At 43.1% G+C, this 17,723-nt stretch carries 17 protein-coding genes and 1 tRNA gene; 11 read left to right on the top strand and 7 right to left on the bottom strand.

The annotated features are described in order from the left end of the window. Positions 1 to 28: 28 nt before the first annotated feature. From ihfA to ACG1BZ_RS15795, 3 genes are all read left to right on the top strand, one after another. The gene (ihfA, locus tag ACG1BZ_RS15805; protein ID WP_108733837.1) at positions 29 to 334 is read left to right on the top strand and encodes an integration host factor subunit alpha; all 306 of its coding nucleotides are present in this window, start codon (positions 29 to 31) and stop codon (positions 332 to 334) included. Beyond that, positions 315 to 683 carry a MerR family transcriptional regulator gene (locus ACG1BZ_RS15800; protein WP_108733836.1) on the top strand — a complete coding sequence of 123 codons (369 nt, stop codon included), beginning with the start codon at positions 315 to 317 and terminating at the stop codon, positions 681 to 683. The genes ihfA and ACG1BZ_RS15800 overlap by 20 nt, the downstream gene beginning before the upstream one ends. Positions 684 to 797: 114 nt before the next feature. Then, positions 798 to 874 (top strand) — tRNA-Pro (locus tag ACG1BZ_RS15795). Between the two features lie 297 nt (positions 875 to 1,171). Here ACG1BZ_RS15795 and ACG1BZ_RS15790 read toward each other — a convergent pair. The 6 genes from ACG1BZ_RS15790 to ACG1BZ_RS15765 form a co-directional block, all read right to left on the bottom strand. After that, complete coding sequence (locus ACG1BZ_RS15790) at positions 1,172 to 1,327, bottom strand: hypothetical protein (protein ID WP_413662662.1); 156 nt, start codon at positions 1,325 to 1,327, stop codon at positions 1,172 to 1,174. A gap of 2,769 nt (positions 1,328 to 4,096) precedes the next feature. Beyond that, complete coding sequence (locus ACG1BZ_RS15785; RefSeq protein ID WP_413662661.1) at positions 4,097 to 4,339, bottom strand: hypothetical protein; 243 nt, start codon at positions 4,337 to 4,339, stop codon at positions 4,097 to 4,099. 491 nt (positions 4,340 to 4,830) lie between these two features. Beyond that, positions 4,831 to 5,811, bottom strand: a complete 981-nt coding sequence (locus ACG1BZ_RS15780) for a LysR family transcriptional regulator (RefSeq protein WP_413662660.1) — start codon at positions 5,809 to 5,811, stop codon at positions 4,831 to 4,833. A gap of 913 nt (positions 5,812 to 6,724) precedes the next feature. Next, a complete protein-coding gene (locus tag ACG1BZ_RS15775) occupies positions 6,725 to 7,717 on the bottom strand; it encodes a transposase (protein WP_413662659.1) in 993 nt (330 codons plus the stop codon). A gap of 192 nt (positions 7,718 to 7,909) precedes the next feature. Then, positions 7,910 to 8,233: a hypothetical protein gene (locus ACG1BZ_RS15770; RefSeq protein WP_413662658.1), complete on the bottom strand. Its 324-nt coding sequence runs from the start codon at positions 8,231 to 8,233 to the stop codon at positions 7,910 to 7,912. Between the two features lie 136 nt (positions 8,234 to 8,369). Next, positions 8,370 to 8,504: a hypothetical protein gene (locus ACG1BZ_RS15765; protein ID WP_413662657.1), complete on the bottom strand. Its 135-nt coding sequence runs from the start codon at positions 8,502 to 8,504 to the stop codon at positions 8,370 to 8,372. A gap of 217 nt (positions 8,505 to 8,721) precedes the next feature. Here ACG1BZ_RS15765 and ACG1BZ_RS15760 point away from each other — a divergent pair, with 217 nt between their 5' ends. From ACG1BZ_RS15760 to ACG1BZ_RS15725, 8 genes are all read left to right on the top strand, one after another. Beyond that, positions 8,722 to 9,345 carry a hypothetical protein gene (locus ACG1BZ_RS15760; protein ID WP_413662656.1) on the top strand — a complete coding sequence of 208 codons (624 nt, stop codon included), beginning with the start codon at positions 8,722 to 8,724 and terminating at the stop codon, positions 9,343 to 9,345. A 1,357-nt stretch (positions 9,346 to 10,702) separates the two neighbouring features. Beyond that, entirely contained in the window at positions 10,703 to 10,882 is a 180-nt protein-coding gene (gene csrA / locus ACG1BZ_RS15755; protein ID WP_413662655.1) for a carbon storage regulator CsrA, read from the top strand. Between the two features lie 1,215 nt (positions 10,883 to 12,097). After that, complete coding sequence (locus tag ACG1BZ_RS15750) at positions 12,098 to 12,412, top strand: hypothetical protein (RefSeq protein ID WP_413662654.1); 315 nt, start codon at positions 12,098 to 12,100, stop codon at positions 12,410 to 12,412. Positions 12,413 to 12,502: 90 nt separating this feature from the next. Continuing rightward, on the top strand, positions 12,503 to 12,910 hold the full coding sequence (locus ACG1BZ_RS15745; protein WP_413662653.1) for a hypothetical protein: 408 nt from the start codon (positions 12,503 to 12,505) through the stop codon (positions 12,908 to 12,910). 115 nt (positions 12,911 to 13,025) lie between these two features. After that, positions 13,026 to 13,544, top strand: coding sequence for a hypothetical protein (locus ACG1BZ_RS15740; RefSeq protein ID WP_413662652.1), 519 nt, complete (start codon positions 13,026 to 13,028; stop codon positions 13,542 to 13,544). Between the two features lie 161 nt (positions 13,545 to 13,705). Beyond that, positions 13,706 to 13,996: a hypothetical protein gene (locus tag ACG1BZ_RS15735; protein ID WP_413662651.1), complete on the top strand. Its 291-nt coding sequence runs from the start codon at positions 13,706 to 13,708 to the stop codon at positions 13,994 to 13,996. A gap of 42 nt (positions 13,997 to 14,038) precedes the next feature. Further along, on the top strand, positions 14,039 to 14,530 hold the full coding sequence (locus tag ACG1BZ_RS15730; protein WP_413662650.1) for a hypothetical protein: 492 nt from the start codon (positions 14,039 to 14,041) through the stop codon (positions 14,528 to 14,530). A gap of 975 nt (positions 14,531 to 15,505) precedes the next feature. Continuing rightward, positions 15,506 to 16,036, top strand: coding sequence for a DUF6882 domain-containing protein (locus tag ACG1BZ_RS15725; protein WP_413662649.1), 531 nt, complete (start codon positions 15,506 to 15,508; stop codon positions 16,034 to 16,036). 685 nt (positions 16,037 to 16,721) lie between these two features. On the opposite strand, the gene ACG1BZ_RS15720 is transcribed toward ACG1BZ_RS15725, so the two are convergent. After that, on the bottom strand, positions 16,722 to 17,585 hold the full coding sequence (locus tag ACG1BZ_RS15720) for a LysR family transcriptional regulator (protein ID WP_413662648.1): 864 nt from the start codon (positions 17,583 to 17,585) through the stop codon (positions 16,722 to 16,724). Positions 17,586 to 17,723: the final 138 nt, after the last annotated feature.

The raw sequence follows: 17,723 nt of genomic DNA, 5'->3' as shown, positions 1-17,723 counted from the left end.
ACGCCTCTGAATCAATTGGTAGGATCCAATGACAGAGGCACTGACCAAGGCCGGGCTCGCCGAGAAACTGTACGAAGAGCTGGGCTTTAACAAGCGCGAAGCGAAAGAGATCGTCGAATATTTCTTCGAGGAGATCCGCAATGCGTTGGAAAGTAACGAGCAGGTCAAGCTCTCCGGCTTTGGCAATTTCGACCTGCGCGATAAAAGCCAGCGTCCCGGTCGCAATCCCAAGACCGGCGAGGAAATCCCCATCTCGGCCCGCAGGGTAGTCACTTTTAAACCCGGGCAAAAACTCAAGACACGAGTAGAAGAGCATGCTGGAACCGAGCAATAACGCTCAGCTGCCTGCAATCCCCGGTAAGCGCTATTTCACCATTGGTGAAGTGAGTGAACTGTGCGCCGTTAAACCCCATGTCCTGCGTTACTGGGAGCAGGAATTCCCCCAGCTGAAACCCGTCAAACGTCGCGGCAACCGCCGTTACTACCAGCACCAAGATGTCATCATGATCCGCCAGATCCGTGCGCTCCTGTACGAAGAGGGCTATACCATTGGTGGAGCCCGCCAGCAGATCGAAACCGGCAGCGAGCGGGCAGAGGTGGTACAGCTACAGCAAGTACTACCCGAAGTGATCGCAGAACTAAAGGACGTGGTGGCCCTGCTGGAGGGGAAAAATAATTTATAAAAAACTATAAACCTGGGCTTGCAATCCAGCCGCACTCAGGTATGATTCACGCCACATCGAGACACGATGTCTTTAAAAATCAATCACTTAGCGAAGTGAGCGATTTTTCAAAATCGGAGCGTAGCGCAGCCTGGTAGCGCACCACACTGGGGGTGTGGTGGTCGTCGGTTCAAATCCGGCCGCTCCGACCATATATATAGTTGCATTGCAACGGCCAAGAAACCCGCTTTTTAGCGGGTTTTTTTTGTGTCCAAAATAAAGTCAATTAATAGATGGGTCTCCTTACTGGCCCGCACCTATTCTGGGGTTACTTAGCTGTTGTATTGCTGGGAGTCTTCAATAATCAAGGATCTTGGGCGACACCAGCGGCACAATATCGCAGCGCAGATTTTTGAGCGCGCTAGGCAAGTCTCCTGGTGCCAATCGGGATAGCGGTGTATGGGCTAGATTGCGGTGTTATGTCCTTGGGTATAGTGCACAGCTTGTTGCTATTCACAGCGAGCGGCATGGCTCTCCTCCAGTTGCTCGACTCGGCTTCCCACTTTGTTAGGGTTGTTATCCTCCTCTGCAGCGTTATTCAGTTGTGCGATATCTAATTTCTTCTGGTGCAGGGTGATATGTCTCTCACTATTGAAGTACTCCAAAAAATGATATCAGTATGGGCACCCTCGATATTGTTTAGATTGCGCCCCTCTGTGGAGACGGCAAAATAAAAAGTCACCATATCCGCGCATAAATAGTTTGTTGTCTTCACTGCGTTGCAGTTGTTGAGGCCAAGCACTTATTGCCGGCGGCTAGCAAGTTGAGCTCAATAGAACCGAGGTTCCTCTGTTTGTTAAATTCGCTTTATTGGAATTTCCCTTTGGTCGGTGCGATATGGTTTCTTGTGTAACGATTAGATATAGAAGATGTAGATTTAGTGTTGATATTTTTAGGTGTTCTTCCCTATTGATGGTGTGAAATTAGGAGGCTTTGCTCAATTAATAGTATTTTGCGAGGTGGTATTTAGGCACTGAGTTGAAGTGGAGGTATGGGATTTTTGTGTGGCTTGCTGTACAAGTGCTCTATCCTAGGGCTTTTGCCTTAGTGCTAAGTTCAGTTTTTTGGAAGTTATAGTTATTAAATTCCAAATTGACGCAATAAATTGGGGTGAGCTATATTTTTGTTAGAGGTTGGGGAGTTTTAGGGTATTTACGAGTTTTTTGGGGTGTAAAAATTATTTATTTAACAGAATGATACGCTGTGGATCTAAAGGCGGGAACTAATAATAGATTATAGTATTGCATAACGCTGTATCTTAGCGATCGTAATTTGCAATCGAGATCTTTATCAATTCTCCGTCACGGCACTTGGTTTTTGTTGTGTGGATAGATGGATGTTGGGTGAAAAATATACAGCTGTACGCTCTATAACAAAGATCAGCAGTTGCTGCTTCTATTTCTGGATGAAACTTAGTAGCTCATTGATGCTTAAAGAATTTCAAGAGTGATATAAAAAAGAAAAAATACAAAATTATAAAGACGCTTCATTTAATTGAGTGTTAGATTTTGTCAGCAGTGGAGTGCATGGCTTTTGAATTATACAGAGTCTTAAATGTATATATACAGAATAGAAATAAAAAATTATAGAGGTCTGTGAAATTTTTTCTAAAACGAAGATGATGGTCTAGTATTTTTTGTGTTACTGCGAAGCATTGTTTCTGCTCGCAAGCACGGGTGGTTGCGGTCGAAAGTCTCATTTGATGGTAAGGAATTTTATCGCATCTACTATCCCTTTCAGTCGCAACTTAACGCCCAAACAGTTTAATAGGCTCTGCTTAAGTAGAGACAAAAAAGTCTGGAGAAGCTGGTTATGATTTACCGTTCTACTTGGCTAAAATCTAACAAGGCGCGGGACGATTCCCTGCTAAAAACTCAGGGGTCGTTGGCTAGTCGTTAAGCATCAATATACTAACTTTATAGTTCCAAAATATGTCAGGTATAAATGATGGTTAGTGTGAATATACAGCCTTTACCATGAATGGTGATAATGAGTATTTTGTAATAGACGAAATTTCAGATTGTATAGTTGTTGTCGCAGTAGGGGTAGACGAAAAAAATTTAGTGGGACATTTCTGTTCGAGGTGTTATCAGAAAGGGAATTATTCGGAAAAGTGGGATGAATTCAAAAGAGCGGTAGAGGCGATGCTTCAAAATAAGTGTGGGATAATAGCGTCGCCGTGGCCATATCAAAAGGTGGTCGATACTATTCGTCCTCAAATCTTTTCTGAAACTGACGATGTGATTTGAAGGAATGGTAATTCAAAATATGACCTTCGTGTGAATTTTTCCCTTAGCATCATTTTTAATGATAGGAATAATAGGGGGGGTGTATTTCATGGCGCAATGAGGGCACGATTTAGGACACCCAGACATCATCATCAACCTACTACAGGCAAGATCAGCTAACTAAATAGGGAGGGGATTACCTAATCAATATACGCCTTACTTCATAAGGCTCTAGATATGCTGTAAAGCTCAAATGGTTTCAGTCTTATAAGTGGCTAAATTTTATATACCGCGATTGGGGGATGACTATTTCTCTGTTTGAGGCTTTGAATAGGACTCAAATATGTGTAAAAAACACAGGTAAGGCGTTGGCGGGCAAGAATCAACTCTTCAAAAAGGAGTAGTAAAGATGGCATCGATCGGTTTCGACTTTCAACAATGTAGTTGGAATATGGGGCCTGCATGCGCGTCCCCTTCTCATAACCCTGCGCCCAAAACAAACAGGTGTATATATATCATTCACAATTCGACAACTAACCATACATACGTGGGATACGCAGCCGACGCAAATCACAGATGGAGTACGCGCACAGAGGCGTTTTTTTGCCTTGGCATAACGCAGACGTATGCACAGACTGTCTTGTGTGCCGCATGCGTCCCAGTCGAAAACAGCACAGGCTCTTGGAAGGAGATTAATGGGGCGATTTCCGGAAGGTTTAATGCGGAGCACCTTCTGATAAGAGCGGTCAAGAAGGGAGTGTTGGGAGTAACGACGAACACAAACACGAAATTGCGGCAGCTAAAGTATTCATGCAAGGGAGTGGACAGAGTCGATATTCAATTGCCTACGGATCCGTGGGGAAAGCTCGAAGGGTCCAAGTTTGATAAATTTAAGGGTGAATACTAGTGTTCATCTAACAAAAACAATCTAGGACACCCCGTGCGCTCCAGGACCAGTACGATCCAGGACACCCATAAATTGAAAGAATTGCTTTCAAATCGTGTATTTCATCTTCTCTGGGCTTGCTGGTAGTCAAGAAGTAGGTATCAGATTAGTTAGTCGCACATTTTCCTGGTTGATTATAATTTGATCATGCGGGGCGATAGCGGTATGGTTAGCTCGATTATTAGTGGTTTGTAATTGCTTTAGGTGCTGCTAGAGAGATAGATTTCACAGTCATGCAGGCCATGCACCCAGCGTTTATGTTGCGGGGTACAGACTTCTTTGGCTTTTTCAGTTGCGCCGACTAGACGCTTGAAGCGGCTTTCAAAGTTGCAATTCAGATAAAGCCACTGTTTGGGTGAAATGCCCAGCCTTAGCAATATCAAGCGCATAGATGCCGACCAGCTTTTGCATTCTGCCCTCAATCTACTGACGCCGATGCTCATAACCTCTCCCGGATTGGATATCTTTCCCACAAAGAAAAGCTCTGCGCACACAACGGGAGACGCAGTGATAGTAAGGGGTTGCATCGAGGGATATCTGCGAATGCCGAGGCTGGGCCATGAGATAGGGATTTAACTGTTTTAATATCCAGTATTATTATTGTATCCCCTATATTGTGTCAATGAGTGTGGCGTCTCAAGTTTCCTATTTGCTGGGTGTCCAGACATAACTTTGTTAACGGTTTTATATAGGGCAGCCTAGGGAGGGGTGGTAGCTAGAAACTACCGGCTACCAGTTGGCTGAAATAAAGAGAGTCAAGAGTCGGGTTGCTGAGAACATTGACTTAGAATGTCCTGCATGAATAGAAATTGTTCTGGGTAATGATATGGCTCATACGTATTCAAAGGATAGGAGGTATCTCTAGTAGCTACTTTTCCAAAAATGGTTTAAATTTTATAAGTTAGCGAGGACCTTTGCTGGCATCAGCTATTGATTAGCTGGCGAGATCTGCGCTAATGGGTTCTTTACTTGTGTTGCTAGCAATCTTCAGTTGTTGCCGCAACCAGCGGTGCACAATATCGCTATTGCAAATCCGGGGCCATACAAGGTAAATCTCCAGGGGTGCAATTGGCACAGGGAAGGGCAGTATTTGTATGGGGTTATGTGCGGCAAATTGCTGTGCCATGCCCTCCGGCATAGTGCACAAGTAGTTGGTATTCAAAACGACCGGAATCATATTTTGGAAATGAGAGACTCGAACCGCTACTTTCCTACCTAATTGGTCTACTTGAGCCCCAACCCGTTGCGAGCTGTTATCTCCCCACTCCCCCACATGATTCTCGAGGTGGGTCAAACCTGAGGTATTCTGGTGTAGAGTGACATGCCTTTCGGCATTGAATTGCTCCAAACTAATTTCTCTGCGGATCCTGGGGTGATTATTTTTGGTTACAACAACCAGGCGATCAGAGGCAATATGCTCTGCCTGTAATTCTTTGGAATCTACGGGCTGATAATAGAGTGCAAAATCTACTGCACCGTGTTTCATCTTGGATTCCAAGCCGCCAACCTCAAGCGGAGAAATCTCAACAGTTATATTGGGAGAGATAGATTCCAGGTGGTTAAGCAGGCTCCCCAAAAAGATAATATCGGCATAGTCGCCGCCGATAATATTAAAATTACGCTTTTCTACGAAGGGATCAAAATCAACCTTCTCTTCAATCTCCTCACGTATTTGCCTGAGTGCCTCACTCACCGTTGCATGTAAGCGTTCAGCCCTTGGGGTTGGCAAAAAGCCAATACGCCTGCGAATAAAAAGTTCATCGCCCACAGTATGTCGCAATCGCTGAAGTGCGGCACTCATTGCCGGTGGGCTCATACCGATACATTCCCCCGCTTTACCCAGCTGACCATGCTCCATTATGGCTTCGAATACCGGTAGTAAATTGAGATCGATAGATCTGAGGTTCCGTTTCATTCTTAAATTCCGTTTAATGAAATATCCCTTTAATCGGTGCGATATGGTTTCTTGTGCAACGATTAAGCATAAAAATTGCCGATTCAATACTGATATCTTTGTATAGTTTTTTTGCTTATAGATTGCATGAATTTGGAGGCCGTCCTTAGCTAACACTAGCTTACGATGCCATATATAGGCGCCAAGTTGAAGAGTCGATATGAGAGGTATTTGTTGTTTAGCATGGAGGTGATTTATTCGAAAATTTTGATTTATTAAGAATGGATACAAGTTTGTGAAGTTCATGGCTGTTAAATGCTGAATTAATGTGATGATATTGAGTAGGTTGCTTTTGTGTTGAGGAGAGGTATTGGATATTGTGGTCAATTCTAATCGAATATCTCTTTAAGTATATTTCTCAAATTTGATAGGGTTTTGTCCTCAAAAATTTAGGACACTTAAAGGTTAGAGCGGGGCCAGACTAGCAGGGGTTGAGAGGAGGCGTCAGCAGTCGCCTATGCCGTGTACCCAACGATCTAGGATGGCCATAGTTTGAAGGATTAAAAATAATGCTATTAATATCCGCTATAACAAGCATTTTTCTCTGGTTTAAGAGTAAAAGGAGATGTAAATTTCATGACCAGCGATGATATTTACAAATATGGGTGGGAGGGGGAATGGTGAGCAAGATCGAAGTTGGCTTATATAGCGCGAATTCAAATGCTCAGTACCCTCGAATGGGATGACAAATCCAGGACACCCAAAGATTGGGGGAGAAGTGTCCGTTACATGGCAAGCACCAGCTTTGGTGGTTCTTCCTCTCTGATTTAGGGGTAAGGGGGGTGGAATACAGGGGGGGTTGTGTTCAGTCTGTAGGTAGCGCAATTTTTGGATATAAAACCGGCAATCGTGCTATCGAATGTCTGGAGTAGGGCTAGATTAGTGGGGGGGTAGCTGAGAGGAAGCGCCGGCAGTCACCAATACCGTGTACCCAGCGTTTATTGAGCTGGCTACAGGCTTGCTGTACCACCTTCACTGATCCTACCAAGCCTTTAAAGCGACTTTCAAAATTTCGGTTGAGATAGAGCCAGTGCTTGGGTGAGATACCAAGCCGCTCCAGGATGGGAGGTGTGTTTTCGGCAATACAGCCTCGTTTTCTGGGATCTAAATGTCGGCCACTCCAGTCTACTAGCTCCAAATAGTGATCCAGCTGAAAAGGTAGCCCTTTCGGCATACTCAAACGCTCACCGCCGACAAACGGAAGTAGACTTTTGGGCTGCTTGCCTGAGACTGCGGCACGAATACGCTGTTGAATCGAAGTGTAATCGGAGTCTTCAGGGGTCTTGGCAATATTGGCACGGATCGGGTTGAGGTCTACATAGGCCATGCAGGCAGCAAGGGCTCTTTCATCTAGTAAGGCTTGGGACTTAAAACGGCCCTCCCAAAAGCGGCCTGTACAGTTGTCCTCAGCGTTGGCCTGGCGAGCGATAGATTCGTTTAAGCAGCGCATAAACCAGCTGATATCCATTAGACGCTCCCGCCATAGAGAATCGACTTCTTTTAGCCTAGTTACCTCACAGTGATCGAGGGTATCGCCCTGAAGATAGCGCTGAGCCAAGCTGGAAGCTTTGAACAGTTTTTGCCAGCGAGTAATTACCTCTTTGAGAGACCACTTGCTAGCAGCTTCTCTGTCGATATAGAGCACTATATGGTAGTGATTACTCATTACTGCATAGGCGGCAATATCTAACGCAAACACCTCGGCCAATTTATACATACGGCTTTCAATCCACTCGCGCCGATATTCGTAATCTTTTCCGGATTTACTATCTCTGCCACAGAGAAATGCACGGCGTACACAGCGGGAAACGCAGTGATAATAAGGTGTTGAATCCAGAGATATCTGGGTGCTTCGGGGTAGAGTCATCGGCGGCACGTGTATTGTATTGTATGAATATACAGTATCCTGAAGGGTTTCATCCTTTTGTCAATAGGGCTGGCGGTTTATACTTTCTATTTGGTGGGTGTCCAGAAATACCCTTGAGACCTGAATGCCCCTCCCAAAAGTGGCGACCCTACCTCTCCTCATAGCAGTTAGGCGGAAGTTTGTTATAAAACTCTACTCACTATGGTATTTGCCATAGCCCTCTGACCACTCTTGCTGATAGCCTTGCTTTTTGAAGTAACCTCTAAATATATGAAGTGCTTTTTCTAGCCAAGACTGAATATCTGAAATACCCTCAATCATCTTGCAATCTTTTTCGTCATCAACCGCTTGATCCGTCATTTTCCAGAAAAAGTAAGCCAAAGACTCTGCCTCCTCTTTACTATCTAAATTGGAGTTTCCAGAAACAACCGATCGAGCGATTTCAGAGTTTAGTTGTTTCGCATAATACAGAACCAATGTCTTTGCTGGTTGATTATATTCATTGAAATTTATCATGCTTTATAGGTCTCTAGTGGCAAGTCATTCATTATGGCCACTCTTTAAGCTCATGGAGCTTTTCTATTTCGCTAGAATCGAGAGTGTTCCCTTGAAGATAGCGCTGAATTAGTACGGAAGTTCTTAAAAGCCCTCATCAGGGAGTAAGGATCTCGGTATCGGACCAAGTTTTGGCGGCTTCTGTGTCGATATAGAGCAGAATACAGTAGTGGTTTCTTATTACAGCATAGGCTTCAATATCGAGCGCAAAGATGGCGACTAGCTTTTGCATTCTACCCTCAATACACTGACGCCGATGCTCATAATCTCTCTCGGGTTGGGCATCTTTCCCACAAAGAAAAGCCCTGCGTATGTAACCAGAAGCGCAATGATTTACATTGGAGTCAAACTTACGAATGGAGATAGAAATACTCTTGAAATAGTTATCAATATGACTAGCTATTATTGATGGCTACCTATTAAGCGCATTTATAAAGGAGATAACTGCCATGCCATACAAAGAACTTGGAATGCTAAAAGATAGCGGTTTAAGTAAAGATACTTATAGTGGAGTTGTTGTGCCCTATATGAGTGAAGCTGAACGAGAAGAATATCAGGTTACGATACAAGATGGGCTTCTGTTTTGGCGCGGAGAGAGACTTAATACCAATCCTGGCGGATCTTGGGCATTCGTTATGGATAAGAATGGGCGTATCTTTTGTGGTAACAAAAATGGTGACATTCAGCACCATTCAGCATTTTTTTCGGGGCGACCAGTTGCTGCGGCTGGGCATATCTCGGTGGTAGGTGGAATAATAGAGCATATTAATAATTTCAGTGGCCACTATCAGCCCACTAGCGATTATATGGAGCAGTTTAAAGAAGAACTGGAAAAAAATAATGTTGACTTAAGTGAAACTGAAATGGATTTTGGGATTTCGTCAAAAACCTGTAAGTTGCGCTTAAAAAATTTTCAAGATCATAATTATAGAGGCAAATGGTATCAACGTTTTCGCGGTACTGTTGTTAGAGAGACTGTCGATGGGAGCGAGGATACTTATACCGGCCGTACACATATTCAAGGGCAAAGGTTAAGGCTTTATCCTGATGGCCCCAGATGGCAGTGGCTCTGATGTAAATAGCCATAAAAGCTTTCTGCAGACTCTCCATCTCTGACATAGAGGCAGGGGAAGTGGAGTACCAGAAATTGACGTTCAGGTTTTGGGGAAGGCTGATTTTGGGGGTAGGCCAGATTATAAGGAACGCTGAGAGGAAGCTGCCGGCAGTCACCTACAGACTTTAAATCTGCTTTCAAGATTCGGTTGCTACCTAGCCACTGGAGAGGTGAGATATCAAGTCTCTTGGATAGGAGGGGTGATTCCGTAAATACTACCTCGCTTTTAAGAATCTAAATACCGGCCACTCCAGTCACTGGCTCGAAATAGTATTCCAACTGAAAGGGGAGTGCTATAGCTTCCTTAAAGCGCTCACCACCAATAAATAAAGTAGAGCTTTGGGTTGCTCACTAGATACGACTGTGCGAATGCGCTGTTGAGTACAAGTGTAATCAGAGTCTTCAATATCTTGGCAATACTGGTAAGGATAGAGCTAAGCCTGGAATTTTAAATGACCTCACCAGCGGCTACTTGTACGGTTGGTTTTAACTCAAAATAACCAAGCAATAGCACTGATTTGGAGAGGTGACTTGCAAGATGGTAACTCCACGCTGAACTCAGTATTTATCCCTACAATGGAATCCCGCTCTTCCAGTATTTAACAAGGGAGTGCAGATACGAGTATAAAACTAATGAGCCAATTAAATCATTAGTGGACTTTCACATTCCCCGGTTTAGCCTTTAGTCGGCCATGTGATTGAGAATGTTGCTCTTTAATCTTTTAAGAAAAGCATGGAGTGCATTTCAATGTGAATTGAATTTTCCAATGGTTGATTGAGATTTCCTCAACCGAAAACAACAAAAAATATAGGCGCGAAAATAATCTTATTGGAATTTATTCAGTTTGTTTAAATCTCAAAGCTGCGTAAAATCGATAGATATTTTTGGTATTTTGGTCGTAATTGAGCGAGCCGATTAAAAAGGCTTCAGAAGTCTGAAGAATTTTAAAGGCTTCGAGAGAGCCGAGAATTTTCTAAAAGACCCATCCCTTCAAAGGAGAACGGTAGCGTGACATAAGAGTAAGTAAAAGGCGCTGACCCAAGGTGCTAGGAACACCCGGGGCCAGCTGACCAAATTGATAACCTAAGTATCAAAATGGCTATATGGATAATACGCTAGAAACCCGCTCGTCTTCAATAAAGTGGAGTACATTCAGCGGCTTGGGGCCTGTTCCCAAGCTCTGGAAGCCTAGCGCCCGCCTTTTCCTCTTCTCTGCCTACCGCCCCCGAGCGCCACCCCACATTTCCTCCAAACGTTAAGCCCAAGCTTCCCCACCCTGGAAGCGCCCAAACTTTGACCATCGAAGGAAATAAGTATGTTGATCTTAAAGCGACGGACAGGTGAACTTCTAAGGATTGGAGCAAATGTCTCAGTCACAGTGCTGGAGGTGAAAGGCAATCAAGTGAAGATAGGCATAAGCGCACCTAAGTCACTCCCCATCCACCGTGAAGAAATCTATCTGCGGATCAAAAAGCAGCAGAAAGTGAAGGCCTGAATATGCTTGAAGGTAGGGCAACTTGAGGCACCCAATAATTGAAAGAGGGATTCCAAGAAGAATCATTGCGCCTCTGTTCGGTAGGCGATATACGCGCTCTGATTCGAATGCCTTTTGGATGCCAAAGGTGACTAGCTAGCGAACTCGGAGTGGCCGTGCTGATGTCTTGGAGGTGTTTAACAAGCAGACCTTCTTATCCGACAGGAAGAGAGGGTAAGCAAGCCTTGCCAGCGCCACAAGAGGTGTACTTAATGCTTGGCTTGCTATACACAGATCCTCCAGATGAATGTCGCCGAGCCCACCAGCTGCTTCAAGCAGCCTTCAGGATTGGGCTAAAGACAGAGCCTACGCTAAGTGAAGATGCCTAGCCTTTTGATGAAGGAGGAATATTCCCAACAATGCTCCCTAGCTCTTGTGTGCTGAGTCAGTGATTAATCCAGCTCCAGCAGATGAGGTTCCACTTTTGATGGAATCTGTGCTTTGGTTTTTCTGCTCCTAGCAACTTATCCTTTCTTGGATGGAGTCTCAAGCAGCTCGCCGACCCTGCAAAGTGCCCCTCCACATCGCTAGATTTCAATCCGTCACGCTTTTTCGAACCTGTATAACCAGCCCCCTAGATTCGTTATCGCTACTTACAAGGTAGTAGTAACGGAAGCACTGTTGACGCCAGGTGATAAAAAATCAGGAGATCAATAAGGTTGGGGGAGTGAGGTGACTGAAGGTGCTGTATATCGACTTGTGTTTACAAGACAGTGAAGCATAGATTTACAGCTTGGATGGGAGGCTATGCCTGATGATATGGAGCACACCGCGTGCAAACACATATCAGTGATGGGGTTGCTTAGACGGCACAAGTGGCTAGCAAGCCATAACCCTCAGATTATCAGTTTTGGGCTATGTAAATTGGTTGGCGCTTATCGAAAAGTGTACAGTTGTACTTTCAATAACAAAAGCCAGCAGAAGCTGCTCCTACTTCTAGTTGAAACTCAGTAACTCATTGATTCTTTAAGGGTTCCAAAGGTGATGTAAAGCAGAGAAAATACAGAATTATAAAAACGCTGTTTTGTATATATTCTTGCGCACTTGCACAGGATCAATATAAGTTATTGATTTTATTGGTTTTTTAGCTTTTAGGGGAGGTGGGACATAGAAATATAAAGCGGGCTGATATAAAGAAGCTTCTTTTGAATTAACAGTTAGCTGTCTGGGGTAGTCATGAGCGAAGTCGCACAACCTAGGGGGAAAGCACTGGCTTTGTGGCTAATTCTATTTTTGATGTTGGCCTACTTTGTTGTCGGAGCACTATCAAATGGAATAGTTATTCCCGGCCGAGACGGTACGATAACTTTATTAAGGCAAGCCGCGTGGGTAGCTTGTCTTTTCCCATTGTTTTGGTTGTCGGGTGATATTATTCGCAACTATCCGGGCATAACATTATCTAGCACTAAACGTAAAGTCGTTGCCTCAGCGCTTACCGTCACAGGGATAGGGCTGTTTTTCTATGCAATCTATCCAGTAATCAACAGTTAACAAGTACATCAATCTCGCCAGCAGAGCTGGCTGAACCACAACAAACTGCCGCGCCGTTGGCCGGTTATGTGAACGTTAGGTATATCATTCATGAATCCGTACAAAGCACCTGAATCAGATATTGAGCTAGAGAAACTAGCTACTCCTACAAGTATCAAGATGGTGTACCTCCTCATAGCCCTAAGCTTTCTAATCTTCTTGATTGAAGAGTTTATCTACGTGCTTAGCTCTGAAACAGGAATATTCGACCCTTTTAATTACATATTCATCCCTATATGGGGTGCCATTTTGCTATGGGTCTCTGGCATGATCAGAAAAAGGACCGAGAATCCTAAAAGTACCTTCCTGATCTTGGCTATCGTAGTTGCCGGCATGAGTATTCTCACACCTCTGGGTGCTTACTCACTATATACGGGGATCGGCGAAGCTTCATGTTTTCTAGCGGTATACTATCTGCTAAACAAAAGAGCACCAGAACGCTGGTTTAAACCTGCCTAACAATCCAATGAAGTCTGACTCAGTAAGCGCCACTGGGTCGGCACGAGGCCGTCACTATTGTAGGGGCCTCACTGGACAGTTTATTGGCGAGTTAGCCTCTACATGAGTTCAAGGAATGGAAGCAAGTATTTTAGATAGACCTCCATTGTCTGGAGAATTTGAAGAGCATTCATTCATAGAGTCAGGAAATAATACTCTTTGGGTTAAATTTTTGGATTCGGAATACTTGGAATGGGTTGGCGTCTTTAGCCAAGGCGATTGCAAATCAACAAATTTAGTGCTCCCGTTACAAGATAAACACCTATTTTTAATTGTTGCTGGTGGTCAAGGCTATCTTGTAGATCCAGATTCTAGAAAAGTAATGGCAAAAACAGATTGGGATATGATTGAAGCAGTCGCGTACAATGGCGAAACAAATTGCTTTGTTGCCACAGATGGATTGTGTTTAGCTGTTATCGAGGGAATTAACATGGTCTGGTCAGGTAATCGAGTATCCGCAGATGGTATTTCTATCGAAAAGCAAGTGGGTTCTACTGTGTATGGAAGAGTCAACGATCTTACAGCTGAGGGCTGTGAATATAGCTTTAATATAAAAACTAAAGAGTTCAACTGTAAGTGGGAATGTTTCTTCTAGTTCCAAAGACTAACAAGTTACTGTATTCAGGCACATACTGCTACGCTCATTTTTATATCTGTCACTGTGCACCATTTTCACACAAAAATGCTCCCTGCAGTATGTCCCGGTGAGCAAGACATTTTCGCAAGGCATTAAGGTTAAGACCAGTATCCATCAGAATGAAATATCAAAGTATTGAACAATATTTGCCTTCGGATTTTGGGTATGATCAATATCAAGTCTCTGATCATGCAGTAAATCACCGGGAAGAAATTCTACGAAGTGTAATTTGTGGGTGTTTTATGTACGAGGAGAATTTTTCACCAAGTGAGATTGTTCGCTGGACTGACAATGAGCAAACAGCTTGTTGTCCAAAATGTGGGTTAGGCAGCGTTGTTGTTGGGGCCTCATCAGGTATGCCAGTAACTAATAAAACATTTTTAAGTTTAGTTGGGTTGCATTGGTCATAAAAAACTTAACAAGTTTAGGCATCTGTATTACGAGATTATGATATGAATCGACTAGCAATATTAACATATTTTTTGTGTGTCTCAGCTTTTGGCTATGATACAAATTTATTACACGTTCACGAGCTAAAATTGAAGGGCATTCTTCCTGAGCCTTATAAGGAGTTTTTTCTCGAAATAGAGCTTGATGAAAATACGGATAATGTCAGAATTTTTAATCTTAGAGTCGGCGACGAACAAATTAAGATGCCCGCTGCTGAGATGAAGAAACTTAAGGACGTAAACCTGGGTAGCTTAAGAATAGAGTATGGTATGTTCGGGCATGTTTTTCCGGATATTGGAGATCGAATTTATATTAGGATGTCTGTAGGAGACTCAAAATATATCGAATGTAAGGGAGCAGAGGGAGTTGATGGTAAACGGGCTTTCGATACAGTATTGATTGATATCAAACCCGGCTCACCAATTGAGGTAACAAGTGAATCCAATTACATTCATTTTATTGGTTCGTATATCCCGTGCTATCGCAGCTCATAACAAAGCGTTACAGTACTTTGTCTAAAGTAGAGGGTCTTTTGTGATCGCTATGCCAATACCAAAAAAGTCACCCAGCTTTGGTTGCGGCTAAATGTAGCGTAGTATTCTTCAGCGGAGAGATATGAATTTTGAGTAAGTGGCTTTATCTTTTAGTTATTTTTGTACTGGCCGGTCTTCTTTATCCGGTAATCTACCTCCTCGGCCTGGAAAGGTTAGGAGGTGGAACGTTACTGAGGATCCCGGAGTTCATCATATATAGCGTACTGATAGGATTCCTATTGTATCCGTTTATAGAGGGCTATAGACGTTATAAGGCAGGTGGTCGCTTATGGGCTGCTATTTTTTTCATTTTCGGAATAATTTTACCAGTTATAAGTGGCGCTTTTTTCATACTTTTATTTGAATCTATGTTGAAGTCTAGAAATCATGGATGACAAAGCTGCACATAATCATGCCGGACAAGTTTGTCCAGCTATATACATGTCATAGGGCATGCTGTTTTCATATGTTATGTAGGTATGGTAGCTACTGCCGTCTTTTGCTGGACGATTCGGTACTATGCCTAACTAGTAAAAGCACCGGACGCACTGGCGTGCCCTCGGTACATATACCCCAATACTCTAAATAGTTGATAAGATAAATGAGAAAATCATCACCTGAAGCTTTATTTACAATAGGCACTATCATTCTGTTGACATTACTTCCACTTCTGGTTGGATGGCTGCTGGTAAAAACCTACAGACTTATAAAACCAATTCAAGAGAAAGAGCTTACGGGCCTTGCAAGTATAGGGTCGCCAAGGCGGGATAGTTTTTTCAAATTTGCAGTCGCAGGGTGGGCTGTCTGCGGTCCAATTTACTATTGGGTTTTCAGTTCTGGGGTTCTTGCTTAGCTCTGTGCTTGACAATCACAACCTTTTCGCTGCCCAATTCAGCCCCAAAACCAGTCGTTAAGGCAATCAAGTATCAGAGAGTTATGAAAAGTTTAGTATCAGTTATATTTGTACTATTCATATCAATTAACACGCATGCTGGAGATTACTCTGTGGAGGTCGAAAAGTTTATTGAAGGGAGCATTGCAGGTTTAAGAATTCAAGCTGATGCTTACGATAAGACATGGGGGCTGGGCTCTGCTAAAACATGGAATGTCGACCAAGACAAAGGCATTATATTTTGGTCGCTTGAGGATGGTCGGATCGCTGTAGCTCCTGTTCAAATAATAGGTACTTACAATCCGAAAGATAGAAGCTTTCTATGGGGGTGGGATCACCCTTCAGTGCTAAAACCTCTTCAGCAACATTCACGTTTAGTTAAAGAGTATGGTGAAAAGCACGGAGTAAAGCTCTTTACCTCAAGAAAGGTCCATGTTTCCGAAGATCAAGCATGGGAATTTTCAGCCGTTGCCAGCCGTTTGGCTGAAGCAAATGGAGCTTACAGGGCTGATGCGGGTGGACCTCTTGTTTATATGACATTTGGTGAAATTGAGCTAAGAAAGCAGCGGCCCTAACAATCGGATGCTGTCAGGTGTAAAAGTTTCAGCCAAAAGCGGCCTCCGCTTTTGGTTAACGCAGAGCCGAACATTTTGCACAATTTTTTGGCCTTTGGCCTCCAGCGGACCCCGTCAAGCTTCGCTTGTCGTGGCCTTCGAACCTGCGCTATGTGTTGTAAAAGAGTAATGAGCATTTTCATAACTTAGCTGATTAGCATAATGTAGAACTAATATCTTTGCTGATCGATTAACTTCATTGAAGTTCACCATGCCTGATAGGCCCCGAATTTGCGTTTAGGGTATGGTATACCATTACTGGATACTGTTTAGAGTTTGTTGTTTTGGTTTTTGAAGAGTGTTTTTTCTAATTTTATCTTTCCACAGACTTGATTTTATAGCTCTTCTGAAAATTTATGGGTATCTACAAATGTGTAATGTTTAGCTGAGTAAAAAAGGCAAGATTGATTGTGGTATTTATGCTGCGGAGCTAATGTTTGACTGAGGTTGTGGCTTGGGATGATTAATATCATCTCGGGAATATCTCACTCGTGAGCGTAAACTATTCTTGTATTAAATGGATAAAGCCCTTTATATTTTCACAATTGAAAGGCTGCTTAAGTTGCATAGATATTAACCAGTAGTGCTCTGCAGCTCAAAATATTATTGATAATTTTGTGGTTTTTGAGTTTTATTTTAATTGTATCTAATAGAAATTTTTTTCATAGTTGGTAAGTTTAAATTCTTCAATTAATTTCTTTGCACCCATGCTATGAGTTATCTCGCGCCGATACACCAGACATATTTCATCTTTAAAGCCTGGTTGGTCTTTACTTACCCATTCGAGCTGATTTCTTCCATGTGTCTGTGCAACTCGACCAGGAATAATACCAACCCCAAACCCCTCTAATGTCATTTTTGTGATTAGCTCGTGACTTGAAGACCTTATATATTGTTTATATCTATTGCTTTCAGATATGGTTTTCAACAGCCAGTTCGTCTGCATCAGTGCTGGATCATATATTAGTACGTCTCTAGATTGAATTTTCTTAGGATTATGCCAAAAACTAACCACATCGTGACAAAGGTGCTTGATTACTAAATCAGGATGAGATACAGGATTTACGACAATACCGATATCGATTTTCCAGCTGATCACGGCCTCTACAATTTCGCGAGAAAGTGCATGTTGGAAGCTCAATTCAATACCTGGATTTTGTGCGATAAAAGCAGGAAGGCTATCAGGTAGCATATGTAGTGAAATCGAGCTATGACATCCAATGGTGAAATGGCCAACGGCCTCTTTATTTTCTCGCAGAGCAGAATACTTAACCTCATCCCAATCATCTAATAGCTGCTGAGCGCTCTTTAACAGCCTAAGACCGGCACGTGAAAGCTGAACACCAGTTTTTTCTCGTATTATTATTTCAGTACCTAGCTGTCTTTCTAGCCTCTTGATAGCAGCACTCAGACTCGGCTGCCTAATCCCCAATCTTTCTGCTGCCCTGGATATGTTTTTTGTTTTTGCAACTTCAATAAAGTAATTAAGTTCATCAGCGTGTGGGAACATAGAGCCTAACTTATTTAGCGACTTAATTTAAAAGCAGCTATCGAGTCTACATCGACATACTCTTGGTTGCCATAGATATTGCCTATGGCAACCAGCGCCGACTTCTATTTTTCATGTTTTTATACTCATGTTAATTTC

The sequence above is a fragment of the Microbulbifer sp. CNSA002 genome (assembly GCF_047324085.1).
In the GTDB taxonomy this organism is placed as follows: domain Bacteria; phylum Pseudomonadota; class Gammaproteobacteria; order Pseudomonadales; family Cellvibrionaceae; genus Microbulbifer.
The sequence above is the reverse complement of the archived record's forward strand: the minus strand, read 5'-3'. Positions and strand labels throughout refer to the sequence as shown.

Bases quoted from the DNA above. Each gene is read 5' to 3' on its own strand.
- ACG1BZ_RS15765 (WP_413662657.1), bottom strand. From the start codon at position 8,504: ATGCAAAAGCTAGTCGCCATCTTTGCGCTCGATATTGAAGCCTATGCT.
- csrA (WP_413662655.1), top strand. From the start codon at position 10,703: ATGTTGATCTTAAAGCGACGGACAGGTGAACTTCTAAGGATTGGAGCA.
- ACG1BZ_RS15745 (WP_413662653.1), top strand. From the start codon at position 12,503: ATGAATCCGTACAAAGCACCTGAATCAGATATTGAGCTAGAGAAACTA.
- ACG1BZ_RS15760 (WP_413662656.1), top strand. From the start codon at position 8,722: ATGCCATACAAAGAACTTGGAATGCTAAAAGATAGCGGTTTAAGTAAA.
- ACG1BZ_RS15785 (WP_413662661.1), bottom strand. From the start codon at position 4,339: ATGAGCATCGGCGTCAGTAGATTGAGGGCAGAATGCAAAAGCTGGTCG.
- ACG1BZ_RS15735 (WP_413662651.1), top strand. From the start codon at position 13,706: ATGAAATATCAAAGTATTGAACAATATTTGCCTTCGGATTTTGGGTAT.
- ACG1BZ_RS15740 (WP_413662652.1), top strand. From the start codon at position 13,026: ATGGAAGCAAGTATTTTAGATAGACCTCCATTGTCTGGAGAATTTGAA.
- ACG1BZ_RS15720 (WP_413662648.1), bottom strand. From the start codon at position 17,585: ATGTTCCCACACGCTGATGAACTTAATTACTTTATTGAAGTTGCAAAA.
- ACG1BZ_RS15750 (WP_413662654.1), top strand. From the start codon at position 12,098: ATGAGCGAAGTCGCACAACCTAGGGGGAAAGCACTGGCTTTGTGGCTA.
- ACG1BZ_RS15770 (WP_413662658.1), bottom strand. From the start codon at position 8,233: ATGATAAATTTCAATGAATATAATCAACCAGCAAAGACATTGGTTCTG.
- ACG1BZ_RS15725 (WP_413662649.1), top strand. From the start codon at position 15,506: ATGAAAAGTTTAGTATCAGTTATATTTGTACTATTCATATCAATTAAC.
- ACG1BZ_RS15780 (WP_413662660.1), bottom strand. From the start codon at position 5,811: ATGAAACGGAACCTCAGATCTATCGATCTCAATTTACTACCGGTATTC.
- ACG1BZ_RS15800 (WP_108733836.1), top strand. From the start codon at position 315: ATGCTGGAACCGAGCAATAACGCTCAGCTGCCTGCAATCCCCGGTAAG.
- ACG1BZ_RS15775 (WP_413662659.1), bottom strand. From the start codon at position 7,717: ATGACTCTACCCCGAAGCACCCAGATATCTCTGGATTCAACACCTTAT.
- ACG1BZ_RS15730 (WP_413662650.1), top strand. From the start codon at position 14,039: ATGAATCGACTAGCAATATTAACATATTTTTTGTGTGTCTCAGCTTTT.
- ihfA (WP_108733837.1), top strand. From the start codon at position 29: ATGACAGAGGCACTGACCAAGGCCGGGCTCGCCGAGAAACTGTACGAA.